14 protein-coding genes are annotated in these 12,150 nt (G+C 63.6%); 8 read left to right on the top strand and 6 right to left on the bottom strand.

Annotated elements, in window-relative coordinates; translation table 11 throughout:
* Window positions 1-352 precede the first annotated feature (352 nt).
* From MWN76_RS06310 to MWN76_RS06290, 5 genes are all read left to right on the top strand, one after another.
* Window positions 353-1,081, top strand: a complete 729-nt coding sequence (locus tag MWN76_RS06310; RefSeq protein ID WP_250460287.1) for a TorF family putative porin — start codon at window positions 353-355, stop codon at window positions 1,079-1,081.
* Window positions 1,082-1,133: 52 nt separating this feature from the next.
* Window positions 1,134-1,472: a P-II family nitrogen regulator gene (locus MWN76_RS06305; protein ID WP_250460286.1), complete on the top strand. Its 339-nt coding sequence runs from the start codon at window positions 1,134-1,136 to the stop codon at window positions 1,470-1,472.
* A gap of 80 nt (window positions 1,473-1,552) precedes the next feature.
* Entirely contained in the window at window positions 1,553-2,812 is a 1,260-nt protein-coding gene (locus MWN76_RS06300; RefSeq protein ID WP_250460285.1) for an ammonium transporter, read from the top strand.
* A gap of 83 nt (window positions 2,813-2,895) precedes the next feature.
* Window positions 2,896-3,234, top strand: a complete 339-nt coding sequence (locus MWN76_RS06295; protein ID WP_043319767.1) for a P-II family nitrogen regulator — start codon at window positions 2,896-2,898, stop codon at window positions 3,232-3,234.
* 427 nt (window positions 3,235-3,661) lie between these two features.
* Complete coding sequence (locus MWN76_RS06290) at window positions 3,662-3,886, top strand: hypothetical protein (protein WP_250460284.1); 225 nt, start codon at window positions 3,662-3,664, stop codon at window positions 3,884-3,886.
* Window positions 3,887-4,075: 189 nt separating this feature from the next.
* Here the strand turns inward: MWN76_RS06290 and MWN76_RS06285 are convergent, their stop codons facing one another.
* The 4 genes from MWN76_RS06285 to lptM all read right to left on the bottom strand — a co-directional run bounded on the left by MWN76_RS06285 (window position 4,076) and on the right by lptM (window position 7,370).
* Window positions 4,076-4,816, bottom strand: a complete 741-nt coding sequence (locus tag MWN76_RS06285; RefSeq protein WP_250460282.1) for a DUF484 family protein — start codon at window positions 4,814-4,816, stop codon at window positions 4,076-4,078.
* Window positions 4,817-4,926: 110 nt separating this feature from the next.
* Window positions 4,927-5,757 (bottom strand): diaminopimelate epimerase, encoded by an 831-nt coding sequence (dapF, locus tag MWN76_RS06280; protein ID WP_250460281.1) that lies wholly within the window; start codon window positions 5,755-5,757, stop codon window positions 4,927-4,929.
* 123 nt (window positions 5,758-5,880) lie between these two features.
* Window positions 5,881-7,134, bottom strand: a complete 1,254-nt coding sequence (lysA, locus tag MWN76_RS06275; RefSeq protein WP_250460279.1) for a diaminopimelate decarboxylase — start codon at window positions 7,132-7,134, stop codon at window positions 5,881-5,883.
* Window positions 7,131-7,370 carry an LPS translocon maturation chaperone LptM gene (gene lptM, locus MWN76_RS06270; protein WP_250460277.1) on the bottom strand — a complete coding sequence of 80 codons (240 nt, stop codon included), beginning with the start codon at window positions 7,368-7,370 and terminating at the stop codon, window positions 7,131-7,133. The genes lysA and lptM overlap by 4 nt, the downstream gene beginning before the upstream one ends.
* A gap of 94 nt (window positions 7,371-7,464) precedes the next feature.
* On the opposite strand from lptM, the gene cyaY reads away from it, so the two are divergent.
* Window positions 7,465-7,803 carry an iron donor protein CyaY gene (gene cyaY, locus MWN76_RS06265; RefSeq protein WP_250460275.1) on the top strand — a complete coding sequence of 113 codons (339 nt, stop codon included), beginning with the start codon at window positions 7,465-7,467 and terminating at the stop codon, window positions 7,801-7,803.
* A 174-nt stretch (window positions 7,804-7,977) separates the two neighbouring features.
* Here cyaY and argH read toward each other — a convergent pair whose 3' ends face one another.
* Entirely contained in the window at window positions 7,978-9,399 is a 1,422-nt protein-coding gene (gene argH / locus MWN76_RS06260; protein WP_250460274.1) for an argininosuccinate lyase, read from the bottom strand.
* A 231-nt stretch (window positions 9,400-9,630) separates the two neighbouring features.
* On the opposite strand from argH, the gene MWN76_RS06255 reads away from it, so the two are divergent.
* Both MWN76_RS06255 and MWN76_RS06250 read left to right on the top strand, forming a co-directional pair.
* Window positions 9,631-10,680, top strand: a complete 1,050-nt coding sequence (locus MWN76_RS06255) for a sensor histidine kinase (RefSeq protein ID WP_250460272.1) — start codon at window positions 9,631-9,633, stop codon at window positions 10,678-10,680.
* On the top strand, window positions 10,677-11,426 hold the full coding sequence (locus MWN76_RS06250; protein WP_345780055.1) for a LytR/AlgR family response regulator transcription factor: 750 nt from the start codon (window positions 10,677-10,679) through the stop codon (window positions 11,424-11,426). The genes MWN76_RS06255 and MWN76_RS06250 overlap by 4 nt, the downstream gene beginning before the upstream one ends.
* A gap of 30 nt (window positions 11,427-11,456) precedes the next feature.
* Here MWN76_RS06250 and MWN76_RS06245 read toward each other — a convergent pair whose 3' ends face one another.
* Window positions 11,457-12,074 carry a LysE family translocator gene (locus MWN76_RS06245; RefSeq protein ID WP_250460270.1) on the bottom strand — a complete coding sequence of 206 codons (618 nt, stop codon included), beginning with the start codon at window positions 12,072-12,074 and terminating at the stop codon, window positions 11,457-11,459.
* Window positions 12,075-12,150: the final 76 nt, after the last annotated feature.

The raw sequence follows: 12,150 nt of genomic DNA, 5'->3' as shown, positions 1-12,150 counted from the left end.
GCATTGGTTCACTGGCGTTAAATGAATCACCACATCTGTGCGCGCTTAATGGGCAGGTTCCATTTTGGTGCGTCTCGCCTGCGATCACTGCTTTTCCCTTCCGTCCATGACGTCTCCGGATCTGCGTTAAATCGTTGATTTTTCATTAGATTGCAAAGTTGGCATCAAGCCTGCACTGAAACCTGTGCAGCTTGGTGCATCGGGTCCACTGCGGACCGCGCCAGCCGCCGGGCTCCTACAGGCTCACAAGGCGAGAAAGCGGCCGTCACCAACCCGCAGTGACCGGCCCCCCGAAGCGGACTGCGAACGAATAATAAATTATGACGAGACACAGAGACCAAGGAGAACAATGGTGGGCACAACTACGAAAAAGATCGCTACTGTTTTGACCGGCGGGGCACTGGCCCTGGGCATGACCGTCGCAACCTATGCGGCCGACGGCGGCCTCTCCGCCAGCGCGAACCTGGGCGCGGTCACCGATTACAAGTTCCGCGGTATTTCCCAGAGCGACGGCGGCCCGGCGGTACAGGGTGGCGTCGACCTGGATTTCGGCAACGGCTTTTACCTGGGAACCTGGGCCTCGCAGGTGGACTTCGCCTACGGCGCCGATGAAACCGACTTCGAGCACGACATATACGGCGGCTATGCCGGCGAGCTCAGTGACAGTGTCAGCTTCGATGTCGGCTACATCTTTTATGCCTATCACGGCAGTGATTGGGATGAGGACTACCAGGAGGTTTACGGCAGTGTCAGCTTTTCCGACCTGACGCTCGGCCTCGCCTATTCCGATGACTACTGGGCCGCTACCGGGGAGTTCTACTATCCCTACGCCGAGTACAGCTTCGCCCTGCCGGCGGATGTGAGCCTGGGCTTCCATGTGGGCGCGAACATGTTCGATGAAGTTTCCTTCATGTCGGATGGCTCGGATTCCTACATTGACTACTCGGTTTCCGTCGGCAAGGACTTCGGCGGCCTGAGCCTGAGTGCCTCGCTGGTGGGTACCGATGCCAGCGAGGAAGAGTGCTGGAACACGGACTGGTGTGAACCCTCGGTCGTCGCCGGGGCCACTTACACCTGGTAAACAGCGGGCCCTGCTTTGCGGAGTGGGGCCACCTTACTATGGGGGAGCACAGATGAAACTGGTCACCGCAATCATCAAACCCTTCAAGCTGGACGCTGTCCGCGACGCACTGGCCGAGGCCGGTGTCAACGGGATCACCGTCAGCGAAGTGAAGGGCTTTGGCCGACAGAAAGGGCATACCGAACTCTACCGGGGCGCCGAGTATGTGGTCGATTTCCTGCCCAAAACCATGCTGCAGATCGCAGTGGAAGACAGCCAGCTGGATGCCGTTCTCGAAGCCGTGGGCAGCGGTGCGCAAAGCGGCAAGATCGGGGACGGGAAGATTTTCGTCTCCGACCTGGAACAGGTTGTACGTATCCGCACCGGCGAGACCGGCGCGGAGGCAATTTAACCGCTGGGCCGGAAGCGATATCCGGGCCCATCGAAAAAAACTAGAACTTTCAAAATTCTCGGGATTGAACGGAGCGAAAGATGGAAAATCAAATTTTTCAATTGCAGTATGCAATTGATACGTTTTATTTCCTCGTGTGCGGTGCGCTGGTCATGTGGATGGCCGCGGGCTTTTCCATGTTGGAAGCGGGCCTGGTGCGCTCGAAGAACACCACTGAAATTCTCACCAAGAACGTCGCGCTGTTTGCGATTGCCTGTGTGATGTACCTGATCTGCGGCTACGCGATCATGTATGACGGCACCCTGGCGCTGAGCGGTATCGAAGCGTTCAGCCTGGAAAGCGTGCTGGCAGACTCGGCGGACAACGGTTTTGACGGTGATTCCGTCTATTCCGGCGCTTCCGATTTCTTCTTCCAGGTGGTGTTCGTGGCCACCGCCATGTCCATCGTCTCCGGTGCCGTGGCCGAACGCATGAAGCTGTGGAGTTTCCTGGTATTCGCCGTGGTGCTGACCGGTTTCATCTACCCGCTGGAAGGTTCCTGGACCTGGGGCGGCCAGGAAGTTTTCGGCCTGTACAATCTGGGTGACCTGGGCTTCTCCGATTTCGCCGGTTCCGGCATCGTGCACATGGCGGGCGCCGCCGCGGCCCTGGCCGGTGTATTGCTGTTGGGCGCGCGCAAGGGCAAATACGGTCCCAACGGCGAGGTCTACGCCATTCCGGGCGCCAACCTGCCGCTGGCGACGCTGGGTACCTTCATCCTGTGGATGGGCTGGTTCGGTTTCAACGGCGGTTCCGTACTGAAACTGGGCGATGCCGCCAGTGCGCACTCCGTGGCCATGGTGTTCCTGAACACCAACACCGCCGCCGCCGGCGGTGCCATCGCCGCGCTGATCACCGCGCGCATCCTGTTCGGCAAGGCCGACCTGACCATGCTGCTGAACGGCGCGCTGGCCGGCCTGGTGGCGATCACCGCCGAGCCGTCCACGCCGACTGCACTGCAGGCGACCCTGTTCGGCGCCCTGGGCGGCGTGCTGGTGGTCTTTGCCATCGTCACCCTGGACAAGCTGAAAATCGACGACCCGGTGGGTGCCATCTCCGTGCACGGCGTAGTCGGCTTCCTCGGCCTGATGCTGGTGCCGCTCACCAACGACGGCTCCAGCTTCAGTGGCCAGTTGATCGGCGCCGCCACCATCTTCGTCTGGGTCTTCGCCGCCTCCTTTGCCGTATGGTTCCTGCTCAAGGCCGTCACCGGTATTCGCGTCAGCGAAGAGGAAGAGCAGGAAGGTGTTGACTTGGTCGAGTGTGGAATGGAAGCTTACCCGGAATTCATGGGTAAATAAGTCTGCTCATCGAAGCGGGGGCCCGCCCGGGCTCCCGCAAACCGCGAACAACCCAGAGCCTCATAAAAAGGGGATAGTGCAAAATGAAATTGATAACGGCTGTGGTAAAGCCCTTCAAACTGGATGACGTGCGCACCGCGCTTTCCGAAGTGGGCGTGCAGGGCATGACAGTGACCGAGGTCAAGGGCTTTGGTCGCCAGAAGGGCCACACAGAACTCTACCGCGGCGCCGAGTATGTGGTGGACTTCCTGCCCAAGGTCAAGCTGGAGCTGGCGGTGGACGACAGCATGGTGGACAGCGCCGTGGAGGCCATCACCAAGGCCGCGCAGACCGGCAAGATCGGTGACGGTAAAATCTTCATCACCGCGCTGGAAGAAGTCATTCGTATCCGCACCGGCGAGACCGGCAGCGAGGCGGTATAGGCCACCCCGCGCGGTGTCTGTGCGGCGGAGGAAAACACCGCCGCACCCTCCCTGAAGCCCCATCCGGGGCTTTTTCTGTTTCTGTGGCTTGTATTGGAGCCACAAAACATCTCCCTGCGGAGACCTGTCGGCAGGATTCACCCGGGCGCCATTGGCGGTAATATCCACCATTGTGCAATTAATAACCAGGTGCAATAAATCGCCGGGTTTCCGCAACAAAAAACTCTACGCTCGATGCCGCCATCCGCTGGCGGCACTGTCGTGCAGTGCCTATATATTATTCGCCGCGACTTACTGAGGCGCGTACCGGAAAGCGAATCGCCGGCGGCGAAACGCATTCAGGCTATCCAGAAACAGACAGCGCCCGGTCTGACCGGCACAGGGGTACTTCCTCTGTAACAGGAGTAGCAGTTACAGGGTCTCGACTATGAAAGATGGTAATCAGGAACACGGCAACAGCTCCCGCACCAAGGATACCGAAGACTTTGCCGAAGAGCGCAGTATCACTTCCCGCCAGCGCGCCAGGAGCCAGTTGAGCTCCGACGTCGAGGAATTTCTCGCCCGGGGTGGCGCCATCAGTGAGGTGGATCCGGAAGTCACCGCCGACCCGCCGCGCAAGCCCCAGCCCAAGTACGGCAGCCGCCCTATCTGATACACGCCCGAGTACCAATGCCGCGTATTCCCGGATTCCGGCGATGCATGCCTATATCCGGGCTACGCCGATACGGTCATGGAGGTGGGCCCCACAGCTTGGCAGCGGGCTTGGCCGTGTAGCCTGGATGGAGCGCAGCGGAATCCGGGAAGCGAGTGGCACCGTATTTCCCGGCACGCGGATTGAAGGTCAGCCCTCCAGCAGCCGCGGCAGCAGCCGTTCGAGCACTTCGCCGATATACGACAGGAACAGGGTTCCCAGGCTGGAGCGGTAGTGCTGTGGATCGCTGGAACCCACGGCGAGGATACCCAGTTGGTTGGCCAGCGGCACCACGGCGGCGGAGGCGACTTTTTCCGCGTCCCGGCCGAACAGGTAGTCCTTTTCCGCCGGGCGCAGCACGCCACACACGGTGCGGCCGTTGCGCAGGATGGCGCCGACGGCAGCCTCTGCGCCGGCGCGGGAGCTGGTGCGCACATCGCCGGTGGGGCCGTGCCCGTCGGGCAGCGGACCGAACAGGGTCAGCGAGGTGACTTCGACGCCGAAATCCTCGCGAAAGCTCTGGTACAGGGCGCCACTGGCCTCGGACACATTCTCCGCCTCCAGCAGCGCCAGTATCAGGCGGCGGCTGTGCAGGAACAGCTGGTCGTTGTCGCGGGCGTTGTGCAGCAGCTGGTCCAGGCGCTGGCGCATTTCGATATTGCGCTCGCGCAGCAGGTTGGTCTGGTGTGTCATCAGCGACACGGTGCGCCCGTCTTCCCGCGGCAGCTTGATGGTTTCCAGCAGTTCCAGATGGTCGGCGAAGAACTCCGGATTCTGGATCAGGTAACGGGCCACCTGGCGCGCCAGCAGCTTCTTGCTGCGCTGGTCTGCCTGTGGGCCGGCCTGTGTCGAGCTGTCAGGAGACTGGGTGGCGTCGCTGTGATCCGTCATAAGAATTCTGTCGTTGCGCTGTATGGGAGCCCGCCCGCAGGCGAATGACTGCGATGACTCCTGTCTGTTTTGCCTGCGGGACTCTCGTCTCCGGTTTGAACCGGTGGAAGTCAGAGCACTATCTGCCCGTGGAACACCGTACTCGCAGGTCCGGTCATGGTAACCGGCTGCCCCGGTCCGCTCCAGTGGATTGTCAGGGTGCCGCCGGGGAGCTGGATCCGTACCTCCTCGTCGACCAGGTCGCGCAGGCGCGCGGCCACCATGGCGCCACAGGCACCGGTGCCGCAGGCGCGGGTCTCGCCGACGCCGCGCTCGAATACCCGCAGGCGCGCCGCGGTGCGGGACTGGATCTGCAGGAAGCCCACATTGACCCGCTGCGGGAAGCGCTCGTGGTGCTCGATCTTCGGGCCCAGCTCGGCGACCGGTGCCGAGTCCACATTGTCCACCAGCAGTACCGCGTGGGGGTTGCCCATGGATACGGCGCCGATCATATAGGTCTCGCCGTCCACTTCCAGCGGATAGCTGTCGGCGCGCACATCGGCGGCGAAGGGCACCTGCTCCGGTTCCAGTACCGGTGCACCCATATCGACACCGACCTGGCCGTCGTCGAGCAGGTTCAGGGTCAGGATGCCCGCGGCGGTTTCCACCAGCAGCCGGCTCTTGCCGGTCAGGCGACGCTCGCGCACGAAGCGGGCAAAACAGCGTGCACCGTTGCCGCAATTCTCCACCTCGCCGCCGTCGGCGTTGAAGATGCGGTAGCGGAAGTCGGTGTCCGGGTTGCGCGGCGATTCCACCAGCAATACCTGGTCACAGCCCACGCCCAGGTTGCGGTCGGCCAGGTGGCGGATCTTTTCCGGCGACAGTTTGACCCGCTGGCTGATGCCGTCGAGCATTACGAAGTCGTTGCCGAGGCCGTGCATTTTGGTGAATCTGAGGCGCATTCCCTTTCTCTTGTATTCTGCGGATGGCCGCGCTTGAAGGCCGGGTTGTTAATTCCGAGCCAGTAAGCCGACTCGGTGTCGGCCCCGCTGCCGGTATTCTTTTCTGAGTCCCGAGTCCCGTTTTTAACTCTTCTCCGGTACCGGACTCTCGCCGCGCACCAGGTCGGCGAGGCTCTCGCGGGCGCGGACCAGGAAGGTTCGCTCGCCGTCCACCAGTACTTCCGCGGCGCGCGGACGGGAATTGTAATTCGAACTCATGCTGAAACCGTAGGCCCCGGTGGACAGCATGGCCAGCAGCTGCCCCGGCTGCAGCGCCAGCTCGCGGCGCTTGCCGAGGAAGTCGCCGGTCTCGCAGACCGGGCCGACGATATCCCAGCTCTCCACCTCGCCGTTGTCCGGTTCCACGGCGACGATATCCTGCCACGCCTGGTAGAGCGCCGGGCGCAGGTTGTCGTTCATGGCCGCGTCGACGATGGCGAAGTTGTGCTCCTCGGTGCGTTTGAGAAATTCCACCTGCGTCAGCAGCAGGCCGCCGTTGGCGGCGATGGAGCGGCCCGGCTCCAGCACCAGCGCCAGGTCGCGCCCGTCGAGGCGCTCTTTTACCGCGCCCAGGTAGTCGCTTACCGGCGGCGGCTCCTCGCCGCGGTAGCGCACCCCCAGGCCGCCGCCCAGGTCCAGGTGTTTCAGCTTGATCCCCTCTTCGGCCAACTGGTCGATCAGCAGCAGCAGCCGTTCCAGCGCGTCGAGAAACGGCGACAGTTCGGTCAGTTGCGAGCCGATATGGCAGTCCACGCCGACCACGTCCAGATGCCCGGATGCCGCCGCGCGGCGGTAGGCGTACAGGGCGCTGTCGATGGCGATGCCGAATTTGTTTTCCTTCAGACCGGTGGAAATGTACGGGTGGGTCTTGGCATCCACATCCGGGTTCACCCGCAGGGATACCGGGGCCTTCACGCCCATCTCCGCGGCCACGCCCTCGAGGCGATCCAGTTCCGCGGTGGATTCGACATTGAAGCAGTGCACGCCCACCTCCAGCGCGCGGCGCATTTCCTGCGCGGTTTTGCCCACACCGGAAAAGACCACCCGTGCCGGGTCGCCGCCGGCCATCAGTACCCGCTCCAGCTCGCCGCCGGAGACGATGTCGAAACCGGCACCCAGCTGCGCGAGCAGCGACAGGATGCCGAGATTGCTGTTGGCCTTGACCGCGTAGCAGATCAGCCCCGGATAGTCGCCCAGCGCATCGGCGTAGGCGCGGTACTGGCTTTCAAAGTGCGCGCGGCTGTAGACATAAGTGGGGGTACCGAACTGTTCTGCGATCTGCGTCAGTGGCACTGCTTCGGCCCAGAGGCCGCCTTCTCGGTAATGGAAATCGCTCATTTTTCTACTTTAGGCTCCTCGACTGCCGGCTCCTCTTCGTTTTCGGGGTCGGATTCTTTGTCCGCGGATGGGGTTGACTGTTTTGTCCCGGTGGCTGCCGGAGGGGCGGCCGCGGGCACTGTGGCGGCGCCGGGCGCCGGCGAGGCGGCTTCCTGGGGCAGGTAGAGGGGGCCTTTCTGTCCGCATGCGCTCAGCAGCAGGGCCAGGGCCGGACAGAGGAGCAGAGTTTTCGACATCGACAGCGTCCTGCGGCGTGGTTTGAAGAAAAGCCTGTTAGTATAACGGGCTCTCGAGCCCAGCACAGCCAACGGTAACAGAAGTAACGATTTTATGAGCCAGACGGAATTCGAAGCGGCCATTGAACGCACCCTGATCGCGATTGAAGATGCGCTCGACGAGTGCGAGTGGGATATCGATTACGAGCGCGCGGACGCAGTGCTGACCCTGACGCTGGAAGATAACGGCAGCCAGGTGATCCTGTCCCGCCAGACCGCCAACCGCGAGCTGTGGGTGGCGGCCCGCTCCGGCGGCTACCACCTCTCCTTTGACAATACCGGGGTCAAGCCGCCGGGCTGGAAGTGCACCACCACCGGCGAGGACCTGCCGACGCTGCTGGATCGCGTCCTCACCGAGCAGCAGGGCGAAACCGTTTCCCTCAACCTGGAGTAAGCCCGGCACCCCGTCCGCGGTCCGTAGCGGTGGCGACGGCCAGGTTCCCGGATTCCGCTTCGCTCCATCCGGGCTACCCATTGCCCGAGCCGCGATACCCAGTTCGTAGCCCGGATGCAGGCGCGCAGCGCCGGAATCCGGGATGTGGTGGCGACGGCAACAGGTTCCCGAAACTCAGCGCCCCGCGATCAATTTCTTCGCCCGCGCGCAGGCCGCGCGCACCTGAGCCGGCGCCGTGCCGCCGATATGGTCGCGCGCGGCCACGGACCCTTCCAGCGTCAGCACATCGAATACATCCTCGCCAATCTGGTCGGAAAACTGCTGCAGCTGCGCCAGGCCCAGTTCCGCCAGGTCCTTTTCCTGTTCGATCGCAAACGACACCGACTGGCCGACGATCTCGTGGGCATCGCGGAAGGCCACACCCTTGCGCACCAGGTAGTCCGCCAGGTCGGTGGCGGTGGAGAAGCCCTTGGCCGCGGCCGCGTACATATTTTCTTTTTTGGCTTCCAGTGCCGGCGCCATATCGGCGAAGGCGCGCAGGCAGTCGAGCGCGGTATCGGCGGCGTCGAACAGCGGCTCCTTGTCTTCCTGGTTGTCCTTGTTGTAGGCCAGCGGCTGGCTCTTCATCAGCGTCAGCAGTGAAACCAGGTGGCCGTTGACGCGGCCGGTCTTGCCGCGCACCAGCTCCGGCACGTCCGGGTTTTTCTTCTGCGGCATGATCGAGGAACCGGTGCAGAAGCGGTCCGGCAGGTCGATGAAATCGAATTGGCTCGAGGTCCACAGCACCAGCTCCTCGCTGGCGCGGGACAGGTGCGTCAGCAGCAGCGCGGCGAAGGCGCAGAACTCGATGGCGAAATCGCGATCGCTGACCGAATCCAGCGAGTTTTCCGTGGGCGCGTCGAATCCCAGCAGCTCGGCGGTGCGCGCGCGATTGATCGGGTAGCTGGTGCCGGCCAGCGCCGCGGCGCCCAGCGGCGAACGGTTGACGCGCTTGCGGCAGTCCATCAGCCGTTCGTAGTCGCGCCCCAGCATCTCGTTCCAGGCCAGCAGGTGATGGCCGAAGGTGACCGGCTGCGCGCTCTGCAGGTGGGTGAAGCCGGGCATGATGGTGTCCGCCTCGCGCTCGGCCAGTTCCACCAGGCCGCTCTGCAGGCGGGTCAGCTCGGCCGCGATCTGGTCGATACGGCCGCGCAGCCACAGGCGGATGTCGGTAGCCACCTGGTCGTTGCGAGAGCGGCCGGTGTGCAGCTTCTTGCCGGTGGCGCCGATACGGTCGGTCAGGCGCGCCTCGATATTCATGTGTACGTCTTCGAGCTCCACCGACCAGGGGAATTCGCCGGCCTCGATCTCGGCGGCAATCGCCTGCAGGCCGTCGGCGATCTGCCGGTACTCGCCCTCTGTTAGCACGCCCACTTCCGACAGCATCTGTGCGTGGGCCAGGGAGCCGCGGATATCCTCCTGCGCCATACGCTGGTCGAACATCACGGAGGCGGTGAAGCGCTCCACAAAGGCGTCGGTGGCTTCACTGAATCGGCCGCCCCACAGCTTGGCAGCGGGGTTGGCGGCGGAATTTGGGGAGGCGTTGTCGTTGCTCATGGTGTCCCTGGATCGCTGAATGGAAGGGTGAAATGCCACACTCTGGAACCGCCTCGCTACGGATCTTTGTGAGCTATGCGGGCTTGGTGGTATCTTCCCGGTTATCTATTCGGGAAAGCAAGAATAACAAGTGGTATGAATTCCCCACAGCCCGTGCGGCCGGCGGGCATTATAACGCAGCAGCTTCGCGAAAATGGCGCAGAAGACAAAGATTCTGCGTCACCTTCTGCCGTGCCCGCTCCTTTCCTGCCGAACCTGTGCAGCGTCTCCGCGCTGGCGGCGCTGGTGTTGATGGGAGAGCTGCTGGCGCTGGTGCTGGTGCTGAGCGTGGACGGCCTGCCCGCATTCAGCTGGCAGCGCCTGGGGCTGGTGTCCCTGACCATCCAGTGGGTGATACTGCCATCCGCGGCGCTGCTGTGCCGGCTGCGACCGCGCCTGGCGGGCATGCCTGCCAGGCTGGCCGGCGGGCTCAGTTTCGCCGCGGTGATGGCCGTGTTGGTCGCGGTGATGGCGGTCCAGCGCGGCTGGCTTGCCTATGTGACGCAACTGCCGTTCGACTACTGGCGCTGGCTTGGCGACTGCCTGGTGGGCGCCATCTGTGCCGGGGTGGTACTGCGTTACGCCTATGTACAGCAGCAGCTGCACAACCAGCAGCGCGCCGAGCTGGGTGCGCGTATCGAGGCATTGCAGTCGCGCATCCGCCCGCACTTCCTGTTCAACAGCATGAACAGTCTCGCCAGCCTGATTTCAATCGACCCGCAGCGTGCCGAGCGGCTGGTGGAGGACCTGTCGGCCCTGTTCCGCGCCAGCCTGGCGGACCCCAAACTGGTGCCACTGGAACAGGAGCTGGCACTGGCGCGGCGCTACCTGGATATTGAAGGGCTGCGCCTGGGCGAGCGGCTGCGGCAACGTTGGGAGATCGCCGGCGGAACGGCAGATATCGAGGTGCCCAGCCTGTTGCTGCAGCCGCTGCTCGAGAACGCGGTGCTGCACGGCGTCGCCCGGTTGCGCGACGGCGGCGAGATCGCCGTCAACCTGTCGCTCGAGCGCGGTCGCCTGCAACTGACCATCGACAACCCCCTGCCCGGGGACGCGGGCGTTAGCGGCCGCGCGCACAACGGCATGGCGCTGGAGAATATCCGCCAGCGTCTCGCCGCCCATTACGGTGGCCGCTACCGCTTTGAGCATGGCCGCGAGGGCCGAGGTTATCGTGTGGCGCTGGAACTGCCGGCGACAGAAACCCCGGAACGGACAATGGATCGAGTGGAGGTGGCGCAGTGAGCCCGCTGAAAGTACTGATCGTCGACGACGAACCCCTGGCCCGCGCGCGCCTGGCGCGCCAGCTGCAGGACCTGGACGAGTGCGAACTGCTGGGTGAGGCGGGCGAAGCGGAATCGGCGCTGGAGCAGGTGCAGCGGCTGGACCCCGACCTGGTGTTGCTGGATATCGAAATGCCGGGCCGCAGCGGCCTGGAACTCGCGGAAACACTGTCGGGTATGGCCGCGCCACCGGCGATCATCTTCTGCACCGCCCACGACGAATTCGCCCTGCCGGCTTTCGCTACCGCTGCCGTGGGTTACCTGCTGAAGCCGGTTGCCGGCGAACAGCTGGCCGCCGCGATCCGCCGCGCGCGCAGCCTCAGCAAGCCGCAACTGAAAGCGGCGTCGACAACCGATACACCGGCAGACACAGTCGGTCGCCGCCAGATCAAGGCGGTCAGCCGCCGCGGCGTGGAACTGCTGCCGGTGGCATCGGTGCGCTGCTTTGTCGCCGACAGCAAGTACGTGGTCGCACACCACGCCGGCGGCGAGACGATCCTGGACGAATCGCTGAAGGAACTGGAGAGTGAATTCGGCGATCGCTTTGTGCGTGTACACCGCAACGCGCTGGTGGCGGTAGCCTTCATCAGCGGCCTGCAGCGCGACGGCGCCAACTACCGCGTGTTGCTCGACGGTGTCGAAGAGCGGCCACAGGTCAGCCGGCGGCTGCTGTCGGGGGTGAAATCGTTGATCGAGGAAATGGCGTGAATGACGGCGCGAGCTTCGTGCTCTGGCCCACTAGGCGCGGGCAGCCAGCAGGGCGCCGCCACCGATCAGCACGCTGCCGCCGACCAGGTTGAAAGAGCGCGCACCGGCCGACTTCTGCAACACTGTGCCCGCTCGCGCCGCCAGCCAGGCGTAGCAGAGCATGACGCTGCCGACGGACACCGCCGTAATCGCCAGAATTGCAGAGACATCGACGGCCGTGATCTGCTCCAGCGGCAGAAAAGCGGGGAAGATGCTCAGGTAAAACAGGATGGCCTTGGGATTGCCGAGGGTGGTGCCCAGGCCGACCAGCAGGGCGGAGCTGAGTGAGCTTTTCCGGGGCGTTGCCGCTGTTTCGGGAGCGGCTGGGCTGCGAATCAGTCCGATGCCCATCCATATCAGATAGGCTGCACCCAGATATTTGATGATGACAAAGGTCCCGCCCATGGCTTCGGCAACAAAGGCCAGGCCGGACAGGCACAGGGCGATAAAGACGTAGTCGCCGAGCACGATACCCAGTGTGGTCACCGCGCCCTGTACAAACCCGCCACTGACCGAGCGCGCCATTACCACAATGACCCCGGGGCCGGGGATGACGGCCAGTAACAGCATGGCGGTGAACAGTGAGAAGGCGCTGAACAGAGTCATCATCTGTCTCCGGTAGTGTTGTCAGAGGCCGCCTGTGACCCGTGCAACTTCTTTCATGGTGGGATTGCCGTGCAGCGCA

This window comes from Microbulbifer litoralis (assembly GCF_023634065.1).
GTDB lineage: Bacteria > Pseudomonadota > Gammaproteobacteria > Pseudomonadales > Cellvibrionaceae > Microbulbifer > Microbulbifer litoralis.
Note: the sequence above shows the minus strand (reverse complement) of the source record. Positions and strands in the feature narration are given on the sequence as shown.